Genomic DNA, 19,281 nt, shown 5'->3' with positions numbered 1-19,281 from the left:
CAGGCATAACGAAATCCATGACGGACCTTCCCCCGCTCTGAGCACCGGCCCCGGCAACAGGGAACCTGTCACACAACAGCCTGACACACAGGGGTAGATCCCGCAGCTGACACCAGGCCCATGCAAACTTTTGACAGGTACTGGTGGGATGTCGCCTGCACTTACGTGGAGCATCCCCAGAACCGCCTGGGCGCATGGCAAGTTCAAGAACGGCGCCGGCCCCTAGTGATCGTCCATTCCGCCCACACGCGCAAAGAGGAGGACGCTCTCCAGTACGGCGGTCGCAGTGGAAAATCTAAGTAGCCTGTCAGGTTGGGGCATAGCTCTCTCGGACAGTGCTATTGATACTCGCTGTCCTACTGCCCGTATCTTGAGCTGCAAGCACTAAGACTTCGCCGTGGGCGTTCGGGTCCCGTAGGGGCATTACGGAGCCCACCGCGTATCCCTCACTTCGAGGTCGGGCATTATTCGCTCAATGAGTGCGGGCGGCCAGCGGCAGCGGGCTTTCCTCGGGCAGGGAATTGCCCAACAGGATCTCATTCTCCTCGACGAACCCACTACCGGGCTTGACGCCGACGCGCAGGACGGCATCGCCAGGATCCTGCAGTCGGAGAAGGACCGCGGGGCAACCGTCGTCTGCGTCTCACACGACCCCGCTGCCCTCGCTGCCGCGGACGACGTGAAAAGGCTGGAGGCCGGTCGGCTCACTGTCTGACCGCATGCGTTGGCCGCAATGGAAGCCTTAGCCCTGGTATGGGGATGTGTTGCGAGCGTGAACCTTTGCTAGCTGGAAAGTTCATCGGAGTCGAACAGCCCGCTGATGAGGTCGCCCAGGTGAGACCAGTGTTCCCCGGACATGGCGGCCGCCACTTGAGCATCTCCCTGTTCGCAGGCCAGGATGAGTTCTTCGTGGTGGTTGATGGTTTCTTCACCGCCCAGGAGTCCGGAGAACTTGCGGTACAGGATGCGGTGCAGTTGGGGGTGCAATTGTTCGACGATGCGGGCGATGACCGGGTTGCCCGCCGCCTCGATGATGACGTGGTGGAAGGCGTCGTCCGCGGCCAAGGCCCTGGAGACGTCCTGCCTTTTCACCGCCGTGGCAAAATTCGTGTTCGCCTGGCGCATGGTTTGGATGTCCCGCTCGGTCAGCCGGGGAACGGCCGACTCCATGGCCAGAGAGTCCAGGGCTTTGAGAACTGCAAGGTTTGCTGCGACATCATGTTGATTGAGTGTCGACACCCGGGTGTAGACGCCGGGTTTTGACTCGACAAGTCCGCTTTCCGCCAACCGGGTGAGCGCTTCCCGAACAGGGGTCCTGCTGAGGCCGAGCATTTCCGCGAGGTCCCCATCCCTGATCTTTTCGCCCGGGACCAGCTCCCCGCGGACGATAGCGTCCCGTAGTCGCTCGTAGGCCGCTTCGCTCATTTTGGGCCGCTCAACGGTGCTCTGACGGACTAGTGGCATATCGCATACTGTACTCTGCATCATGCAACCTCGAGTACTCGTTGCACCACGGATTCAGCGAGAATGCGGGCAGGGTCGACGAAGGGCACGGGGATGTCCTCCGGTCCGAGACTCACCGGAACCTCCGTGCAGCCCCCGATAATCGCCTGTGCACCGGCATCAATAAGTTGCTGGGCGGCATAAGCGAACTGCAGTCTGACGGAGAAGCCACTGCTCCCTCCCTTGATGCCCCGAATGGACGCCATGACCAGATTTTCCTGGGAATCGAGGCCGGGCGAGAGAACCTGGATGCCCTTCTTTTCCAGCCAGGTCTGATAGAGGCGGGCCTTCTGCGTGCCAGTCGTCGAGAGAAGTCCCACCCGGTGAATGCTGGGCTTCATTCGATGAATGCTGTTCGCGGTTTCCTCGATCATGTGGATGATCGGGATATCCACTTCTGCCTGTACAGCCCCGAGAAAGGCGTGGGCCGTATTGCAGGGAACGGCGAGCATGGCCGCCCCTGCCTGCTGCAGTAACCTGGCGCCAGCGATCAGTGCCGGCGTCGGATCTTCTCCATGGGTGAGGAGAGCCTCGGTCCTGTCAGGAATAGTCGGGTCCGACCATATAAGGACCTGGAGGTGTTCCTGGTCAACGGCGGCCGGTGTTGCTTGAACTAGCTTCAGGTAGAAGTCCGCCGTAGCGGCGGGTCCCATGCCGCCGAGGATGCCGACGACCCTGCGGCTCCAGGCGGCGCGCCCCGAAGTGCGGCTACCACTGGATGTCAGCCTATGGATGCTGTGCTGCCCAAGAATGTGTGCCGGTTCTTCAACCTGCGTTCTCATGGTGGTTCTTTTCTCGAGGTGAGGTGGGCTCTCTGCTACATCCAATATATTGCACACTGCGTATTGGGTAAATACCCAGTCATGGCAATTAATCAGGAGGGGCTTCCGGCGTGGGGATCCGGTTGACTGTCTGGCTTCCGGTCCGGGTCGGGAACACTGGGTCCTGGGGTTGTCCGGCTCGTTCGGCTAGCCAGGAACGCAGCAGTCTCTCGACGGGGCTGGTGAGGGGAAGGGCGCGTTGCTTGCGGCCTTTTCCTTCGCAGCGGAAGTTAGCGCCGGTGCCCAGCGTGACATCGGCGCAGTTCAGGCCCGTGAGCTCGGAAACCCGCAGCCCGGTCTGCATGGCCAGGAGCATCAGAGCCCTGTCGCGCCGGCCCTCTCATCTGGCCTGATCCGGGGCCGCGACGAGAGCGTCGATTTCGGGCTGGGTCAGGAATGTCACGATGCGTTTGTCGAACCGTTTGGGCGGGATGGCGAGAACGCGCTGGATCAGCAGAGCATGCTCGGGGTGACGTAACGCGGCGTAGGAGAACGGCGAGCGGTTTGCTGTCAGGCGGACGTTGCGGGTCCTGACGCTATTGTGTCTCGTGATCTCCAGATAGATGAGGAATCCGGAGATCATGGTCGCGTCCAGGTCCTCCCAGTCCAGTTGGGAAGGCAGCTTGCAGGTCCGTACGTGGATGAACTCCAGGAGCAGCTTCGGGGCGTCGCGGTAGGCAGCGATGGTCCGTGGGCTGGTTTGCCGCTTACGGGCGAGCCGGTCAGTGAAGAACATCTGCAGTGTCGGTGCGATCAGCGTCATGAGCGCACCGCCGTCCAGCCGGTATTCTGGCGTGCGGCTGCCAGGGACACTAATTCCGGTGCTGCCAAGAGGTACCAGTAGGTGGATGCCGGTTCGCGGTGGCCCAGGTAGGTCGACAGCCATGGGAGCTTTGCCTGCACGTTCTCACCGGTGCGGTACCAGCTGAGCAGGGTGCGGACCGCGAAAGTGTGGCGCAGATCGTGGAGCCTCGGAGCCGAAGGTGCTCCGGCCCAACACCGGCGGCGTCGACCAGCTTCCGGAACGTCCGACCCACGACCGCGTAGCTGAGGCGTTTGTGGGTCTGCGACACGAAGAAGCTTGGCTCCAGAGGCCGCGGTTCGAGCTCGTCGCGGAGATCGGCGTATCTGGTCAGCGCGTCCATGGCAGTGCTGTGAAGGGTGGGAACGAGCCGGGATTTGCCGAACTTGGACTCGCGGATCAGCAACACGCTCCCGGACCAGTCGATGTCGCTGCGGTCAAGCGTGATGGCTTCAGCGATCCGCAGACCACCCGCCGCCAGCAATCCGATCAACGTCTCGTAGGTCGCGGCGCGCAGTGGTGAGCGGTTCGAGTCGCGGGCCTGACTCATCAGAGCGTCGATGTCGGTGGTGGAGTAGATGAACGGTGGGCGCCCAGTCCAGCGCCGCCTGGATCGTCACCGTGGATTCTCCATGAGCCTCCAGGCAAGCGACGAAGCCGGGCAGCAGCCGTCGGGCCGCGGCCAGTTCGTGCCCGAGAAATCGACGCAGTTGCAGGTAGTCCGCGAGATCCTGCTCCAACGCACTCACGGCACAATCCTTGGCGTAGAGGGCGGTCGAAGCCGGATCCTGATGCCGCAGGACCTGGCTGATCGCAACCAGACCAACGCCTTGGCGGAGCAATTTACCTGCCAGTGCGCGCCGGAGCCCGTGCGCCCCAACGTTGGGCAGACTTGCATGTTTACAGGCCCGCTGAACAACATGGCCGACCAAATCGGCACGGATCGGTCCGCGCGGAGCCCTGCAGGTCAGGAACACATGAACGGCGTCACCAGGATTCCGGCCAAAGGAAAGGTAGGCTACCAACGCTTCGACGACTTCCGCCGGCAACGGCAACCGGTCCTGCCGGCGCGCCTTGCCGCGGACCACCAGTTCACTGGAACGCCAGTCCACGTCACGCAATTCCATCCGAGCACGCTGCTTGGATGCTTCCATATCTGCCAACGGCGTAGTCATAACTGATTGGAAGCCTCAATGAACGTCACCCTTTGGATCATCGCGACTGTACTCGCCGTCGCCTTCTTGGCCGCTGGCGCCATAAAGCTCCTCCAGCCGAAGGAGAAGCTGGCCGCGTCCGGAATGGGATGGGCCCATAACTTCAGCGCAGCAACGGTCAAAGGGATCGCTGTGCTGGAGATCCTTGCAGCCCTCGGTCTCGTCCTGACGGCCGTGCTGGGGATCGCCCCAGTCCTGGTGCCCCTCGCCGCACTGGGGCTGGTCATGATTGGGGCGGCCATCACTCATGCCCGGCGTAAGGAATCACCGATGGTGATCGCGAACGTGGTCCTTCTGATTTTGGCGGCTGTTGTCTTTTGGGGCCGGGTCGGCCCTTACGCTTTCGCCTCATAGCTGGTGCGCCAATAGTCGGCGCGCACCCAAACCGTCCCTGCGGTTTCCGTCGGAGCGCGCAAGGGTCGAAGCGCCGGCGCCGATATTTTCACCGAATCGTTTACCGAACTCATAGGAGCAATAAATGACTAAGATTGCCGTCATCACTGGAACCACCCGACCTGGCCGCGTCAACCTCGACGTTGCACAGTGGGTCTTGGAGCAGGCCTCACGGCGCTCCGACGGGGAATTCGAGCTGGTCGATATTGCCGACTGGAACCATCCACTGCTCGATGAAGCCATGCCGGCGGCCTTCCAGCAGTACGCCAACACGCACACTCAGTCATGGTCGGCCAAAATCTCCGAATTCGACGGTTACATCTTCGTGACGCCGGAATACAACCACTCCATTTCCGGCTCGCTCAAGAACGCCATTGACTACCTCTCCGTCGAATGGAACAACAAAGCGGCCGGCTTCGTGTCCTACGGCTTCATGGGCGGCGCCCGCGCCGTCGAGCACCTCCGGGGCATCGCCTCGGAGCTGCAGCTGGCGCACGTGCGCAACCAAGTAACGTTCTCCTTGTTCACAGACTTCGAAAACTTCTCGGAGTTCAAGCCCACCGCCCAGAGCGCCGCGGCACTGGACCCGATGCTTGACCAGCTCCTTCCCTGGACCCACGCCATGCAAAGCCTCCGCGAAGACGCAATGCCGGTCAGCAGGTAAGGACAGGCCGCTACTCTAAGGACACCCGACGCCCCAGGGGCTGCCGCCGATAAATGAACCGGCGGCAGCCCCTGGGCCGTGGGTTGCTGGCTGCGTGGCGCCGTTCATGGGGCGGTGGTGGTCGTACCGGCGTCCGCGGAAGTATGGGTCCGGTGCACGCGACTTCGGACACCCCCGGTGTCCACAGCTGGGGTCAATTCTGGTTATCCACGGCTGGAATTGGGAGCCATTGAGGTGGCTCCCTGTAGCCGTAGCGGTGGATAACTTATGAGGATTGTCCCCGGTTGTGGACAGCGGCAACCGCCAAGTCCTGAAGCACAGCCGCCGCGTGGAGGGATGCAAACGAACGGTCGCACTATCCCACGCAAAGATGGCCCGCGACCGGCCATTGATCTCATCAGATGAGAAACCGCGCCTTGGCCTTTCTCGATAACGAAGGATTTCCAGAGAGGGTTGAGTCGAGAAGCGCGGCCTACCCGGGTGAATCGCAGCGCTAATTGGCCGCGCCTGCGGGCCCGTTGCACGCCTCCCTAATCCGACTTCCTCGAGAGCAACGTGAGTCCCGCCAACGCAGGCAGCCGAGCAAGGCTATCCCCGGCCTATCCTCAGCCGAACGTGCAGTCGACGATGACTTTTCCCAGAGCGGTCTCGAGTACGGCGAGTTCCTGATCGTCGAGCCGCTCGACGAACAGTTTCGACACACCCTGAAGGTGGACCGGCACTGTTTCGGTCAGACGGGCGACACCGGAGTCGGTCAGGGCGACAACCACGCCGCGCCCGTCCCCGGCGGCGTTCGCCCGGCGTACCAGGCCCTCATCGACCAACCTCGCGACGCGGCGGGTCAACCCCGAGCGGGAGAGGAGCGTGCGGGCGGCGAGCTCCGTCATCCGCAGTTCGCCGCCCGCGCCGGCGAGCTGGGCCAATACGTCGAAGTCGGCCAGGCGCAGGCCCGTGTCCTCCCTGAGGTCGGTGTCCAGTTGGCGCATGAGCGTGGCGTGTGCCTGCAGCAAAGCGCGCCACGCCAACTCTCCGCGCCGACCCGGCAGCGACTCCTCGACAAGCCGGCCGAAGATAGCAGCTACATCACCCGGTGGGGAATTTTCGTGCATATTCACCAGTTAACCCCATAGGTATTTGTAATCGCAAGTACCTACCGGTGGTGAGGAGGACCGTTTCATGAGTGAAGTTCAGCCCCTCGACGGCACATTAAGCCGTGGATTCGCGGCACCGGCGGAGGACGCCCGGGTAATGCGAACAGCGGCGGCGCTTGAAGCGCACGGGATCACCGTGCTTCGCGCCCCGAACGCCGCAGAGGCCAAACGGATCGTTTTGGACCTCATCCCGGCGGGGTCGCAGGTGCACCACGGCGCATCGCAGTCCTTGGAGGTTTCCGGTATCGCCGAGGAGATAGAGAGCTCCGGTCGGTACGAGTCCCTCCGGCCACGGGTCTTCGGCATGGACCGCGCGACGCAGGCCGACGAGATCCGCCGCCTCACCGCCTCGCCCGACGTCATGCTCGGCAGTGTCCACGCCGTCACCGAGACCGGGTCCCTTGTCGCCGCGTCCGCGAGTGGCAGCCAACTCGGCCCGTACGCCTCCGGCGCAGGGAAGGTCATCCTCGTGGTCGGGACGCAGAAGATCGTTCCCGACCTCGAAGGAGCACTCCGGCGCATCGACGAATACGCCTTCCCGCTCGAGGACGCGCGTGCTCAGGCCGCGTACGGCATCCACAGCGGCGTGAACAAGGTTCTCATCATCAATCGCGAGTGGGCCCCCAACCGCATCACCGTCGTCCTCTGCGATCAGGCCCTGGGGTTCTAGCCATGCCTAACTCGACGCTGGGTGTGGGGATCGGCGGCGTCAGCCCGGTGCGGGGCTGGGCCGCCGCCGCCCACATTCCGGCACAGCGCGCGCAGCCGAACTACGAGATCCGGGCATTCAGCTCGCACAGCCGGGAATCCGCGCGGGCAGCGGGCGAGGCGTACGGGGTAAGGGCCGTGTTCTCCGACCACGAGCAGCTGCTGGCCCAACCAGACATCGACGTGGTCGCCATTACCGTCAAGGTCCCGCACCACCGAGAGCTCGTCGCCGCCGCACTTGCCGCCGGCAAGGCGGTCTACTGCGAGTGGCCACTTGGCCGCGACGTCGACGATGCGCGAGCGATGGCCGCACTCGCCGCCGGGCAGCGGGCGCGTACGGCTGTCGGGTTGCAGGCCCGCCAGGCCCCGGCGATCGGGTTCGTCCAGGAGCTGCTCAGCGAAGGATACGTCGGCGAGGTCCTGTCAACGACCATGGTGGGGGTGTCGGCCCCGGGCAATGTCGTTGTCCGGCCCAACGCCTACATGTTGGACAAAACAACGTCGGACGCGCCTACGCCGCATTCGCGGCAGACCTCGACAACGGGACCCGCACCGTGCCGGACTTCGCCGACGCCGTCGCACGCCACGAGCTCCTTGCCGTCATCGAAAGATCCTCGGCATCAGGGAGACGCGTGAAGACGTAGCCGGCTGCGCCGAGACAAACCCAAAACTGACGAAATTTCATGAAAGGAGTCGACCATGCGACTCACCCACATCCCCTCCGCCGGACCACAGGAGCATTCATCCTGAATGCCGGCTGGGGAAAACGCCACCTGGACAAGGACAGCACGGCCGGGCTTCAGGCCATGGCAGCCCGGTCGTTCCCCCGGTCAGCAGAATCGACCCCGAGAAGTTCGGCAAAATGCTCAGTTATGCGGAACTGAGCCTGGGTGCGGCCCTGCTGTTACCCTTCCTGCCCAGCCGCCTGGCCGGGATGGGTCTTGGGATCTTCTCCGGGTCCCTTTTCACCATGTACCTGAGGACGCCCGGCATGACGCTGGCGGACGGCATCCGCCCCAGCCCGCAGGGAACTGGGCTGGCCAAGGACATCTGGATGCTCGGCATCGCCGCGGCCCTGGTGCTGGACCGGAAGCGCAAACCTGGAGAAGTAGCCCGGCAACCCGCGGCCACCCTGAACCGAAAGTGCTCTGACAATGACTGAAGACCAGGTGAACCACGAGGCACCCAATCCGGCCATCACCCTCGGGCTCGATACCTTTGGTGACGTCCACACCGACGGCTCCGGTACGCGGCTCTCGGACTCCCAGACCATCCGGAATCTCGTCGACGAGGGTGTGCTGGCCGAGGAAACCGGTGTGGACTACTTCGGGATCGGGGAACACCATACCGAAAGCTTTCCCCTCTCGGCCGGCGACGTCGTTCTCGCCGCGATCGCAGCCCGCACCTCACGTATTCGCCTTGGATCGGCGGTCACGGTCATCAGTTCCGATGATCCCGTTCGGGTATTCCAGCGCTATTCAACCCTGGACTCACTGTCCAACGGTCGGGCCGAAGTCATCCTCGGACGAGGATCAAGCACGGAGTCCTTCCCGCTGTTCGGGTACGACCTCCGAAACTATGACGAGCTCTTTGAAGAGAAGGTCAACCTGTTCGCCGAGCTGCTCAAGGAAAAGCGCGTGACCTGGAGCGGCAATACGCGGCCTGCCCTGCACGGACTGACCATTTATCCGCGGACAGAATCGGGCCATCTCTCGACCTGGATCGGCGTTGGCGGCAGCCCGGAATCGGTCGTGCGCGCCGCACGGTACGGCTTCTCCCTCATTATTGCCATCATCGGTGGTGAAACCGCACGCTTCGCCCCCTTCGCGGGTCTTTTCCACAGAGCCCTGGCCGAGTTCGGTCAGCCCATGCGCCTCGTCGGCGTGCATTCGCCGGGGCACATTTCCGCCACGGATGACCAAGCAATCGAAGAGTTCTGGCCACACTACGAAACTGCGTTCGCTGAAGCCGCCAAAGTGCGCGGATTCAGGCCTCCGACCATGCAAAACTTCCTTCGGGACGTCGGGCCCGGGGGAGCACTCTATGTGGGCTCGCCCGAAACGGTCGCCCGAAAAATCACAGCGACGCTCAAGACCCTCGGGGCAAGCCGTTTCGACCTGAAGTACGGCATGCCAGGCGTGCCCCAGACGCAAATCATGACCAGCATCGAGCGCTTTGGCTCACAAGTGGCTCCGCTGGTACGCGACATGATGGCTTAGGCTCCCGGACAGCGGAAGGACCTGCAATGGACGACGTTGGAGGCGCTGGCGCCGGCAACGAGTGGCCCCTGCTTCGCGTCGATGATTGGACGCAGACCCGGGACACGGTGCACATGTGGACCCAGATCGTCGGCAAGATCCGCATGGCGCACACCCCGATGCTCAACCACTGGTGGCAGGTGACGCTGTACGTCACGCCACGCGGACTGACCACATCCAGCATCCCGTACGGGCGCGGGGCCTTCGACATCGAATTCGATCTCTGCGACCACCAGCTGCACATCCGCTCCAGCAACGGAACTGCCGGGAGCGTCGTCCTCGAAGCCAAGTCGGTGGCTGAATTCCATGCCGAGGTGTTCGAGGCGCTGGGAAGGCTCGGCATCAAGGCATCCATCCGTGCGGTCCCGAATGAGGTGGACCCTGCCATACCCTTCGCCCGGGACTATCAGCATGCCTCCTACGACCCGGAGGCCATCCGGCTGTTCTGGCACCAGTTGATCCAGGTGGACAGGGTGCTGAACTACTTCAGGTCCCGGTTCAGGGGCAAGGCGAGTCCCGTCCACTTCTTCTGGGGGGCCATGGACCTGGCCTGCACGAGGTTCTCCGGCCGGGCGGCGCCCGTCCACCCCGGCGGGGTCCCCAACTGCGCCGACTGGGTGATGGTGGAGGGATACTCCCACGAGCTCAGCAGCTGCGGTTTTTGGCCCGGCGGAGGAGACGAGGGCGCCTTCTATGCGTACGCCTACCCCGAGCCGGCAGGCTACGCCGAGTACCCGACGGAAGCCGACGGGGCCGTATACAGCCAAAGCGGCAGGCTGTACCTCCTGCCTTATGAGAACGTCCGCACCGCGCCGGACCCCGACAGGATGCTGCTGCGGTTTCTGCAGGCCACCTACGGGGCAGCCGCGGAGACAGGACATTGGGACCGCGCCGGGCTGGAGGCGGACCCGGCCCGTTGGCGGTGGTGACGACGCGGCCAACAGCGCGGATCACCGGACGGACCACCGCTCCGCCACCATTCCTTCGGCGCGGAATACCTGCGGGCGTAAAGTAGTGGGTGCTCGAAGGGCACTCCAATCCGAGGGGAAGCCACAATGAATGTCACACCAGGAATCGACGTTTCGATTCCACCCAGCGGACCTGGTTGCGTTGAATGCCAGGCCAGCGGAGGCTGGTGGCTGCATCTGCGCCGGTGCGCCCAGTGCGGGCACATCGGCTGTTGCGACAACTCGCCAGCGCAACACGCCACAGCACATGCACAATCCACCGGCCACCCGGTCATCCGCAGCTTCGAACCAGACGAGGACTGGTTCTTCAACTATCCCAGCTCCACTTTTTTCGCCGGACCGGAACTTGAACCGCCGGCGCATCACCCGCTCGATCAAAGCGTTCCGGGCCCAGCCTCACGCGTCCCGGCTGACTGGCGGCAGCACCTGCGCTGAAGGGGCTGCCGAGCCGGACCGCACTCCACCCAGGCGCCCGTCTCAAAGCGGGGGGAGCCGCATTGTGGTCCGCGTGTTTATATCGGTCGATATCTTTAGTCCGGCCTGGTTGAAGCCGTAATGGCGGGGGTATCCGTCCTGGATAATGTCCAAGACGGACCTCGGCTGCATTCTGCGTCCCTAGAGCAAGGCCCAGGATCGTGATGCACCTGAGATGCATCCGCGACGACTTTGAGCCGACGGTTGTAGGCTCCGAACACGTCGGTATCATGTGGACCCAATCGGTTGGAGAAAGATGAAAGCTGCAGTGGTTCTTTGGGGCTTGTTGGCGCTGTGCGGTGTCGCCCTCGCTATTTTGCCGCAGACGGCATCTCAAAAATCTTAGGGATTCTGCTGGCCCTAGTTGGAATCATAGGGCTATGCCGATATTTGCTTCTTGAACGACCTCAATCTCTTTCTTAAGGCTAAGAAATCCCTTCTGGGACTCCTGATCGGGGATGAGCGCGTCATTGAGCAGCGACACCGTCTGCCTGAATTCGACACCAGTATCTTCCGTGCAGCCGAACGGCCCAGCCGGTCATGCCAGTTCCCCCGGTTCAGTCCACGACAAGGCCGATGGGAGGAAGAACCACCATGAGGGATTTCGAGCCGACATACGTGCGCGATCTAATGGGTCCAGAACCGGCTGTCGGGACGCCCGGTCCGGAAGACTTTCGGCAGAACATAGAACTGCCGCGCCCTGGTAGGGGAGCGCGGCAGTCGTTCGGAGCTGTTTGGAGGTGGCAAAAAGAGAGTGTGGACAATGTCCACACCTCGGGCTTCGGATCTGGTCGTACTGGTGCCGGACTGGCTCGGATTCCGCATGTTTCCAGGAGTTCCCAGTGCTCGCAGGGGCTGGAATGCAGTTCGAGTCCCACCTTGGGCACAGTGTTTCCGCAGGTCAGGGGCCCTTGGGGCCTCTAACTGTGCATAAATCTTTTTTACCGGCCCCTTCAGGGGGCCTTTTTTGTAGGCGGTCGCTGCTGGGCGGAACGGCTCCCTTCCTTGGGTTTTGGCGACGACTCTGGGCTTGTTACTTCTTCATGATCGTTCGGTGGCTGGGCGACATGACCTGCCGGGTGGGTAGAAGGAATATGTTTCTTGCCCATTGCGTGAGGTTTACTTCGGGGCCGTCATGAGGTGGTCCGGGGTTTGCTGCTAGATCGCCGCGTTAGGGTTTTCATGGTGAGCGGTTCCATGTTCCTTCTCCTTCAGCGACTGGCAGGCACCGGATGTGTCTGTCAGATTTGGACGTTGTTCTGATAGCGGAGTCACCGCTGGGTTTGAGGGTCCGGAGTGCAAACTTGGGGAACCGGGGCCGTTCAGAGTTTCGGGAGGAAATAAGCGACGGAGGAGCGCCGAACGAAACTTTGGATCGTGAGCGGTGCGCAGCGCCCTGGTTGCATGGAGGACCCGCCCAGCGACGATGGGGATCAGAATGACAAACAGCGAAGTTGCTTCTGCTGGTTCGTGGAGGTGGGAACTGGGGCGGCATGACGCCAGCGTGTGCTGCTGGTCCGCGGAGAAACTACGGTGTTAGCTGCGCGGCGCCGGATTGTCTTCAGAGGGCGAATTCTGCTTGTTCGACGACTGACCTGTCGTTGGCGTCGAGACGTGCTGCCGCCACGGGCACGGCCATCTCACGTCACGTATTTCGACGAGGCGTCGGTGAAGCCGAGTTTCTGCGTGCCTACCGAAGACTATGAGGCAGCTGGCTCGTCGCCGGGGGACCGGGGCGGTAGGTGTCGGTACAGGGTCGTGCGCTTCAGGCCGGTCACGGCGGTTATTTCCCGGAAGGAAGAACCGTTAGTCCGGAGCAGGGCAAGGGCTCCGTCTAAATCGACCCATTTTGAGGCGCCCGTAGATCAACCCGGATCTCGCTGTGAATCGCAGCGATAAATGGCGGCGTTTTCGCTGCGATAAATGTTACCCGGGGCGCCCGTAAGTCGATCGTTAGCGGGCATCCGGACGCATTGCAAGGATGGCCTCAACCTCGCTATGGACGCGGTCGTGGTTGAAGGGCGGGAAGCCGAGGCCATCCGCGATACGCCTGCCAAGCCTGGCGAACAAGGCGATCGACGTGCGCAGGGCCTTGGCAGAGTCCGCAGCGCTGGCTTGCGAATGGCCGATCAGGTTGTCGTGGTTAGACGCGTTCGAGAGGGCGGCGAGGTTCAGCTGGCAGCTCGACTTGAATCCCGTCACTGACTCTTACTTCGCCGCCCGTATGCACGACGCCCATGATTCCTGTTTTTCGAATCACATTGCCCCCGCTGTCTCGGGGTAGAACTGCTTTCAGGAGCCCGGCCTGGAAGTGATCAATCTGGAGGCAGGGGTTACGCAGACCTGTCACCTGAACGACCGCGTGCGCTCCTATCCGCAGAAATGTCCCTTCCGGCAGGGCCAAGAGGTCGATGCCGTGAGTTGTGATGTTCTCTCCGAGGTCCCCGGGCTGCACCGAGAAACCTTCCTGCTCAAGCTCGACGAACAGTTCTGCTTGGATCAGATGCACCTGCCGCAGGTTGGGCTGCGTCGGATCACGTCGAACTCTTGAGAGATGCTGAACAGTAGTCCCGCAGTGGGCATCTCCCTCTACTCCTAGCCCTTCAACGAGATCGATCGACGGGCGCAGCTGCTTACTGAAATTATGCCGAGCATCCTGACTGACTGAAACAACGTAGCTGCCCACATTTCCCTCCATGTATCGCTCCTACGCCTGCGGTAATCCAACCTTCCCAGCCTAGGCGCCGGATTGGGATATATACCCCAAGTTTCCAGAAACGTGCCGGAGGCAGGTCAGTTTTTGAGTGGGTACTGATCAGGAGACGTGGCCAGGTTAGTGGAGGTGTCTTGGTCTTTTCCCCATATGCGCAGCAGCCATCGTCCTGTTCCAGCCCAAGATTGGGCGCACCGACAAGGGCTGCGCGGGCAAGGATTTGTTCGAAATAGCCCCCGGCTGGCGCTTGGGACCCGTCGCAAGCCGCGACGCCTACAGTGCCATTGACCGGCCCTTTCGAGTCACGGAACCAAGGCATCGACCGTCCTGCTGACGGATGAGACCGATTCCGTACTCACAGGGACTTCTTAAAGAAGGTCGCAGCGTCCTCATACGCAAGGGCACGATAGAAATCGCCGGCCCGCCGGCTCGCTAACGAAACATAAGCACCGCCTTGCGAGTTCGCCCAAGACTCGACTTCAATCATCAAGGCCTGTCCCACACCTTGCCGGCGTGCTCGCTCGGCAACCATGACCTCCTCGACCCAGGCGACAGGGCCATTGGCAAGAAATGTGGCGCGGCAATGGGCCAAAAGATAGCCGACGACAGATCCGCCACGCTCTTCGGCTACGAGAACAAGTGTCTGGGGCGCTTCGACCAGCGAACGGAATGTCAGCTCAAAGGCTTCCCACTCCGGCCGGAAGGTCGGCGCGAAATCCTGAACCAGACACCAAACGTCGTCCGCATCGTTGATGGCGGCGAGCCTGATGGTCATGCTGAGGTTGGGCATTTGGCCACACTACCCGCGCGAGCCACAAGCACCCGCGAAGGCAACTGGCGTCCTCCGCACTGGGATCCTATCTGTAATGCTGTTCAGCATGACGATCACCTTTGAATGGCGCGGGGCGGCTAGGAACGAAGAAATCAATCAGCTGCACGCGGAGGGCTTCGATCATGCATACGTTGAAGACGATTGGATTGACCTGCTGTCGCGCTTCAGTCTCGGGTGGGTCACAGCGCGCGACGAACAGGGTCTCGTAGGCTTCGTCAACGTGATCTGGGACGGTCAGGTGCACGCATTCATTGAAGACACTTTGGTGGCACATCGTGCCCGCAGGCAGGGCATTGGGAAAAAGCTACTCGCCGTTGCCACGGAGCAGTCCAAGGGAGCGGGCTGCGAATGGCTTCACGTCGACTTCGACGATCACCTGAGGAGCTTCTACTTCGACGCATGCGGCTTCCGCCCCACCAATGCTGGACTAATCCAACTGCGCTAACTGGGACCGACCGTCCATACTCTGGTGTGAGGAGCACTTCGGGGTCCCCACCGTGCCGTTCATCAGCACGTCCGACGCGATAGATCACTCCGGAGCGAAGACCTGCTGCTTCGCAGTCACGGCAGACCAGGACGGCGGCCTGACCACGTATGCGCCCCACGACGACTTCTTCGTCCGGAACGTGGTGCCCAACCCTGTCTTGGCGCCCAGGACGTGTACTTGACCAAGACTCAGCGGTGGAGCGCGGAATGGCCCTCACTCACTGTCCAGCCCTGGCCTCCGGTCAACGTTTAGGAAGGCAACGCACTACCTCGAGCACGTAGTCTGAGGGAATGCTGCTACTCGTGGATATGGACAACACCCTTGTGGATAGGGCTTCCGCGTTTGATCTCTGGGCAACTGACTTCGTGCGGTCGCTTGGGAGATCCGATTCAGAGGTCGCATGGCTTATTGCGGCTGACCGTAGCGGCTACGAACCGCGGGAATCCCTGGCCCGCGCCATCAAGGAACGATTCGACGCTGATTTGGGCGTCGAGGTCCTCGTGAACACACTTCTCTACGACCACGTGCATTCGATGACCATGGAGTCCGTCACGACTGACGCTCTCCGGAATGCCCGCGAATCCGGCTGGCGAATTGGTGTCGTCACCAACGGGACAACGGCACAGCAGACCCTCAAGATCCAAACAGTCGGGCTCGAACCGTTCGTGGATACCGTCGTTATTTCCCAAACAGAAGGCGTCAAGAAGCCGGACCCCGAGATATTCCATATTGCCGCGCACCGCCTCCGTGGCGAGCTTGCCGGGAGCTGGATGGTCGGTGACCACCCGACTGCGGACATCGCAGGTGGGCGCGAGGCCGGTCTAAAAACGGGCTGGGTCAGTTGCGGCAAGGAATGGCCCGATGAGTTGACTGCCCCAAACCTCTCCGCGTGCACAGCCGCACAGGTGATCGACGCCGTCGTTCTGTTGGGCGCCCAGGAGATTTGAGGCTCGACACCTCTTGATGTTGGACCGGACGAGTGGATTCACTGCATCGATGTCGGTGGCGACGGGCCGCCCGTCGTGATCCTGCATGGGCTGGGAGGCAGCTCTCGTGTTGGCTGAAGTCGATAATGGTCGTATTTGACCTGTGAATGTCAGCGATAAATGGCGGTCTTTTCGCAGCGCTAAATGTCACCCTCGCTGCCCCTCAGCTGATCCTTCAATGCTGAAGAACGCGGCCCGCACCGGCAGACATATCAGCTGTCGGCTCCTGCTGTCTGTCTTGAAACGCTAGACATACGAGACGTCTCACCGACTGACCAGAACGAATGAAGCAACTTCACACCTCTATGTCCCGTTGCCCGGTCTGCTGGTCCACGCCTAGGCGGGGCCCAGGTTACGGGCGGCGGCGTCGAGAAGTTCTTCTTTTACACACGCTTTGAAGTTCTTGTTGCAAAGATCTGCTTGGTTGTCATCCGGTAGCTAAGTTCACCGGATAGTTCCTGGAGAGTGTGACCCAGGCCTGGCCCGCGACCTCCCAGGCTGCCGGACACGGTTCCACTGGACAACGCGCTGGCAGAGGCTCACCCTTGGAGTAACCGCACCGACTGCGCATCGCGCTGACCTCGGGCGGTCGCGTGCCGCCGGTGTCGGGCACCCATGAGATGTCGACTCCGTCGGGTTCGCTTGAACATGGCTCCGTGACGGCTGGAGGACCGACGACATGACGAACAGCAACGCTTACGATCATCACAGGCGACCATCGCGGACTTCGAGGAACGGTGCGCGCCGACGGTGGGCGCTCTGCTTGATCCCGGCACTGACGGCCGCACTCGTTGTACCGGGAGTGTCGAGCGCCGGCGCCTCGAACGCTCGGAACGCGGCGCCGGCGAACACGGACGTCCTCATCGAGTGGAGCACCATCGCCCAAGACCACGTCATCCCACTGCGTCCCACGGCTCACGGCCAGCTCCGTGGCATGGCGATGGTTCAAGGCGCGGTGTACGACGCAGTGAACGCCATCGACCGCGGGTACCAGCCGTATCTGCTCGACGGCGACTCGGTCGGCGTCGGGCCGGAGGCATCGTTCGATGCGGCGATCTCGACCGCCGCACACCACGTGCTCGTCACGCTGGTCCCGCCGGCCCAAGTAGCTGGCCTCGACGCCGCGTACGAAGCAACGCTCGCGGGCGTCACCGACGGCCCGAACAAGGACGAAGGCGTCGCCGCCGGTGAGGCCGCCGCGGCGGCGATGATCCTCGCCCGCACCGATGACGGGTTCATGGCCCCGTTCGAGTTCGACATCGGACCCGGTCCCGGCGGTTGGCGGCCCGTCGCGCCCGCTGCGCTCGATCCGGACGCCTGGGTGGCCAATCTCCAACCGTTCATCATCGAGAGTCCCGAGCAATTCCGCTCGGAGGGTCCCAACCCGCTGAGGAGTGCCGAGTACACAGCGGACTTCAACGAGGTCAAGGAGATCGGTGCGCTCGTGAGTACCACTCGAACCGACGACCAGACCACTGCGGCCATCTTTTGGCAAGCCCCGCCCGTGGCACTCTGGAACGGTGTGTTCCGCAGCCTCGCCGTGGAGCACGGACTCGACCTGGCCGACGCGGCTCGGCTCTTCGCGATGACCAACCTCGCCGCTGCTGATGGCGCGGTCGCTTGCTGGAACGACAAGTACCACTGGAACTTCTGGCGTCCGATGGCGGCGATCCGCGAAGCCGACACCGACGACAATCCGGAGACGGAAGCCGATCCGACATGGAAACCGCTCTTCGATCCATCGACAGCGACTGTCCCGCCGCTCGGCACACCGCCGTTCCCGGACCACCCGTCCGGTCACGGCTGCGTCAGCGGCGCCATTCTCTATGCGGCGCAGGAGTTCTTCGGTACGGACGAGGTCGCCTTCGACGTCAACTCCGGACGCTTCCCGGGCGAGCCACGGCACTTCGACGGATTCTCAGCGGCGATACAGGAGATCGTTGATGCTCGCGTCTGGGGCGGCATCCACTTCCGCACCGCCGACGTACAGGGCGCCGAGATCGGCAACGAGGTGGCGTTGTGGCTCAGCGGTCACTACTTCCAGCCGGCGCCATGTCAGTCGCAGGGTCCTGCGACTGACCCGATCATTTCCCCGACCGATTTGGTTCATTTGCGGTCAGGATCGGTTGGGGAAATCTGAATCAGACGTCGGTGGCGGCCGCCTTGACGTGGGCCGTGCGCTCGTCGAGCCCATCGGCGACGCGCTCGTCGCTGCCATCTCGGCAGACCCATGAGGGTGTCGTCGTGCCGGAGGGCTTTGAGACAAGCGGCCAACTGGGGGCGGTCGTCTTTCTTCCCGGAAGCCCGGTCTTCGTAGAGGGAGTCCGCGTCGATGCCGGAGGCCAGGAGCGCGTCGCGCTGCAGGTCCGTGGTCTGCGACCCGTCGGCTTTGGAGTCACGCATGTAGCCGACTAGCACGGCATTTCTCCTCTGTCATTTATACGTTCGTTTAAGTGACAGCCGGATTCCGAATTCGGGATACCTGTGAATCGCAGCGGTCGTGGGCTACCGCATGACCAAGGAGTTGATTCGACTTATTAGTCCAGGTACAAATCTTTGGCTATCTGCGCCAGCGGCGCCTCGCCCTTGCGGGCCACATCAATAGCATCCTGGCGGAACTCCGCCACATAAGCCGTCGGCATGGGCAACATCCTTCCATGAGCACCCGCTGGCTAGGTCAAGGAGTCACCGCTTGGCGTTCTGGGTCCCCTCCACGTCAAGACGAAGCAGTATCCCGGCCAGCTGGATCTGGGACGTCTCGACTTCCCGTCCGCCCACGTGGAGGAGATGGTGCACCAGGGGGAAGTCAAGGAGGCCGCGTCCGCACTCAACTGATGAGGCGCTGCCAATCGATATCCAGAGCAGTTTATTCACCAATCTGACGGGGAGCACTCGCGCGGTTTTCCCGAAGTTGCTGTGGGCTGCCTCGTTCAAGGCTGAGTCGTCCGCTCGTCACACACAAGGCCAGCAGACACCAAGCCGCGGTTCGACCCAACCAAGTTCGACAGCTCCACAGTTACCTTTCTGGTAAGGCCAACGACAGCGCCGGCCATCTTGTCATGGTCATGACCAAGTCGGCCCTATCAAGACGAAAGTAACGAGCGCAAAATGGGTGGTAGCTGTACCCGCTCGCTCCCACCGTAATGTCGGCCCGCCTGAAGTCAGCGTTACCTTTACTCAGTCAGCAGGAGATGCAAAATGCAAGACAAATTGGAACCGTTTGCGGTGAAACCAGTTACGGGAACGTTTTCCCTGCAGAAACAGGAGGACAAGGCAAAGGCGATCCCTCTCACATACCATGTGGATA

General features: G+C 62.3%; 25 protein-coding genes and 1 pseudogene. 13 read left to right on the top strand and 13 right to left on the bottom strand.

The window, feature by feature from the left end; all coding sequences use genetic code 11:
- The first annotated feature begins 475 nt into the window (after positions 1–475).
- Positions 476–715 (top strand): AAA family ATPase, encoded by a 240-nt coding sequence (locus tag AB0N24_RS20805; protein WP_364128458.1) that lies wholly within the window; start codon positions 476–478, stop codon positions 713–715.
- Between the two features lie 68 nt (positions 716–783).
- Here AB0N24_RS20805 and AB0N24_RS20800 read toward each other — a convergent pair whose 3' ends face one another.
- From AB0N24_RS20800 to AB0N24_RS20775, 6 genes are all read right to left on the bottom strand, one after another.
- The gene (locus AB0N24_RS20800; protein WP_364128455.1) at positions 784–1,464 is read right to left on the bottom strand and encodes a GntR family transcriptional regulator; all 681 of its coding nucleotides are present in this window, start codon (positions 1,462–1,464) and stop codon (positions 784–786) included.
- 20 nt (positions 1,465–1,484) lie between these two features.
- Positions 1,485–2,285 (bottom strand): amino acid racemase, encoded by an 801-nt coding sequence (locus AB0N24_RS20795; RefSeq protein ID WP_364128452.1) that lies wholly within the window; start codon positions 2,283–2,285, stop codon positions 1,485–1,487.
- An 88-nt stretch (positions 2,286–2,373) separates the two neighbouring features.
- Positions 2,374–2,643 carry a tyrosine-type recombinase/integrase gene (locus tag AB0N24_RS20790; RefSeq protein ID WP_364128470.1) on the bottom strand — a complete coding sequence of 90 codons (270 nt, stop codon included), beginning with the start codon at positions 2,641–2,643 and terminating at the stop codon, positions 2,374–2,376.
- A gap of 21 nt (positions 2,644–2,664) precedes the next feature.
- Positions 2,665–3,087 (bottom strand): hypothetical protein, encoded by a 423-nt coding sequence (locus tag AB0N24_RS20785; RefSeq protein ID WP_364128449.1) that lies wholly within the window; start codon positions 3,085–3,087, stop codon positions 2,665–2,667.
- Positions 3,088–3,136: 49 nt separating this feature from the next.
- Complete coding sequence (locus AB0N24_RS20780; RefSeq protein WP_364128446.1) at positions 3,137–3,676, bottom strand: tyrosine-type recombinase/integrase; 540 nt, start codon at positions 3,674–3,676, stop codon at positions 3,137–3,139.
- The gene (locus tag AB0N24_RS20775; protein ID WP_364128444.1) at positions 3,579–4,253 is read right to left on the bottom strand and encodes a tyrosine-type recombinase/integrase; all 675 of its coding nucleotides are present in this window, start codon (positions 4,251–4,253) and stop codon (positions 3,579–3,581) included. The genes AB0N24_RS20780 and AB0N24_RS20775 overlap by 98 nt, the downstream gene beginning before the upstream one ends.
- A 66-nt stretch (positions 4,254–4,319) precedes the next feature.
- Here AB0N24_RS20775 and AB0N24_RS20770 point away from each other — a divergent pair, with 66 nt between their 5' ends.
- Both AB0N24_RS20770 and AB0N24_RS20765 read left to right on the top strand, forming a co-directional pair.
- A complete protein-coding gene (locus AB0N24_RS20770; protein WP_364128441.1) occupies positions 4,320–4,694 on the top strand; it encodes a DoxX family protein in 375 nt (124 codons plus the stop codon).
- Positions 4,695–4,818: 124 nt separating this feature from the next.
- Positions 4,819–5,397 carry an NAD(P)H-dependent oxidoreductase gene (locus AB0N24_RS20765; RefSeq protein WP_364128438.1) on the top strand — a complete coding sequence of 193 codons (579 nt, stop codon included), beginning with the start codon at positions 4,819–4,821 and terminating at the stop codon, positions 5,395–5,397.
- Positions 5,398–6,002: 605 nt separating this feature from the next.
- Here AB0N24_RS20765 and AB0N24_RS20760 read toward each other — a convergent pair.
- On the bottom strand, positions 6,003–6,506 hold the full coding sequence (locus AB0N24_RS20760; protein WP_364128435.1) for a MarR family winged helix-turn-helix transcriptional regulator: 504 nt from the start codon (positions 6,504–6,506) through the stop codon (positions 6,003–6,005).
- A 67-nt stretch (positions 6,507–6,573) separates the two neighbouring features.
- On the opposite strand from AB0N24_RS20760, the gene AB0N24_RS20755 reads away from it, so the two are divergent.
- The 6 genes from AB0N24_RS20755 to AB0N24_RS20730 all read left to right on the top strand — a co-directional run bounded on the left by AB0N24_RS20755 (position 6,574) and on the right by AB0N24_RS20730 (position 10,917).
- Positions 6,574–7,218, top strand: a complete 645-nt coding sequence (locus AB0N24_RS20755) for an LUD domain-containing protein (protein ID WP_364128432.1) — start codon at positions 6,574–6,576, stop codon at positions 7,216–7,218.
- Between the two features lie 2 nt (positions 7,219–7,220).
- A complete protein-coding gene (locus AB0N24_RS20750; protein ID WP_364128429.1) occupies positions 7,221–7,892 on the top strand; it encodes a Gfo/Idh/MocA family oxidoreductase in 672 nt (223 codons plus the stop codon).
- Positions 7,893–8,118: 226 nt separating this feature from the next.
- Entirely contained in the window at positions 8,119–8,418 is a 300-nt protein-coding gene (locus AB0N24_RS20745; protein WP_364128426.1) for a hypothetical protein, read from the top strand.
- Positions 8,411–9,475 (top strand): LLM class flavin-dependent oxidoreductase, encoded by a 1,065-nt coding sequence (locus AB0N24_RS20740; protein ID WP_364128423.1) that lies wholly within the window; start codon positions 8,411–8,413, stop codon positions 9,473–9,475. Before AB0N24_RS20745 ends, AB0N24_RS20740 begins: the two co-directional genes overlap by 8 nt.
- Before the next feature lie 26 nt (positions 9,476–9,501).
- Positions 9,502–10,443: a DUF5996 family protein gene (locus AB0N24_RS20735; protein WP_364128421.1), complete on the top strand. Its 942-nt coding sequence runs from the start codon at positions 9,502–9,504 to the stop codon at positions 10,441–10,443.
- A 126-nt stretch (positions 10,444–10,569) separates the two neighbouring features.
- Complete coding sequence (locus AB0N24_RS20730; protein ID WP_364128418.1) at positions 10,570–10,917, top strand: UBP-type zinc finger domain-containing protein; 348 nt, start codon at positions 10,570–10,572, stop codon at positions 10,915–10,917.
- A 1,992-nt stretch (positions 10,918–12,909) separates the two neighbouring features.
- On the opposite strand, the gene AB0N24_RS20725 is transcribed toward AB0N24_RS20730, so the two are convergent.
- The 3 genes from AB0N24_RS20725 to AB0N24_RS20715 all read right to left on the bottom strand — a co-directional run bounded on the left by AB0N24_RS20725 (position 12,910) and on the right by AB0N24_RS20715 (position 14,459).
- Positions 12,910–13,158 carry a hypothetical protein gene (locus tag AB0N24_RS20725; RefSeq protein WP_364128473.1) on the bottom strand — a complete coding sequence of 83 codons (249 nt, stop codon included), beginning with the start codon at positions 13,156–13,158 and terminating at the stop codon, positions 12,910–12,912.
- Positions 13,100–13,654: an MOSC domain-containing protein gene (locus AB0N24_RS20720; protein ID WP_364128415.1), complete on the bottom strand. Its 555-nt coding sequence runs from the start codon at positions 13,652–13,654 to the stop codon at positions 13,100–13,102. The genes AB0N24_RS20725 and AB0N24_RS20720 overlap by 59 nt, the downstream gene beginning before the upstream one ends.
- A gap of 370 nt (positions 13,655–14,024) precedes the next feature.
- Positions 14,025–14,459 carry a GNAT family N-acetyltransferase gene (locus tag AB0N24_RS20715; protein WP_364128412.1) on the bottom strand — a complete coding sequence of 145 codons (435 nt, stop codon included), beginning with the start codon at positions 14,457–14,459 and terminating at the stop codon, positions 14,025–14,027.
- Between the two features lie 88 nt (positions 14,460–14,547).
- On the opposite strand from AB0N24_RS20715, the gene AB0N24_RS20710 reads away from it, so the two are divergent.
- The 3 genes from AB0N24_RS20710 (at position 14,548) to AB0N24_RS20700 (ending at position 15,935) form a co-directional block, all read left to right on the top strand.
- The gene (locus AB0N24_RS20710; RefSeq protein ID WP_364128409.1) at positions 14,548–14,946 is read left to right on the top strand and encodes a GNAT family N-acetyltransferase; all 399 of its coding nucleotides are present in this window, start codon (positions 14,548–14,550) and stop codon (positions 14,944–14,946) included.
- Between the two features lie 52 nt (positions 14,947–14,998).
- Positions 14,999–15,169 (top strand): hypothetical protein, encoded by a 171-nt coding sequence (locus tag AB0N24_RS20705; protein ID WP_364128406.1) that lies wholly within the window; start codon positions 14,999–15,001, stop codon positions 15,167–15,169.
- A gap of 109 nt (positions 15,170–15,278) precedes the next feature.
- The gene (locus tag AB0N24_RS20700; protein ID WP_364128403.1) at positions 15,279–15,935 is read left to right on the top strand and encodes an HAD-IA family hydrolase; all 657 of its coding nucleotides are present in this window, start codon (positions 15,279–15,281) and stop codon (positions 15,933–15,935) included.
- A gap of 744 nt (positions 15,936–16,679) precedes the next feature.
- Here the strand turns inward: AB0N24_RS20700 and AB0N24_RS20695 are convergent.
- On the bottom strand, positions 16,680–16,871 hold the full coding sequence (locus tag AB0N24_RS20695) for a hypothetical protein (RefSeq protein ID WP_364128400.1): 192 nt from the start codon (positions 16,869–16,871) through the stop codon (positions 16,680–16,682).
- A gap of 70 nt (positions 16,872–16,941) precedes the next feature.
- Between AB0N24_RS20695 and AB0N24_RS20690 the strand changes: the two genes are divergently transcribed.
- A complete protein-coding gene (locus tag AB0N24_RS20690; protein WP_364128397.1) occupies positions 16,942–18,114 on the top strand; it encodes a vanadium-dependent haloperoxidase in 1,173 nt (390 codons plus the stop codon).
- 89 nt (positions 18,115–18,203) lie between these two features.
- On the opposite strand, the pseudogene AB0N24_RS20685 reads toward AB0N24_RS20690, so the two are convergent.
- Positions 18,204–18,392 (bottom strand): annotated as a pseudogene (locus AB0N24_RS20685) (recombinase family protein); the annotation flags it as partial.
- 267 nt (positions 18,393–18,659) lie between these two features.
- Complete coding sequence (locus AB0N24_RS20680; RefSeq protein ID WP_364128394.1) at positions 18,660–18,848, bottom strand: hypothetical protein; 189 nt, start codon at positions 18,846–18,848, stop codon at positions 18,660–18,662.
- Positions 18,849–19,281 lie beyond the last annotated feature (433 nt).

Origin of the sequence: Arthrobacter sp. NPDC093128, from assembly GCF_040683875.1 — a bacterium.
GTDB lineage: Bacteria > Actinomycetota > Actinomycetes > Actinomycetales > Micrococcaceae > Arthrobacter.
The sequence above is the reverse complement of the archived record's forward strand: the minus strand, read 5'-3'. Positions and strand labels throughout refer to the sequence as shown.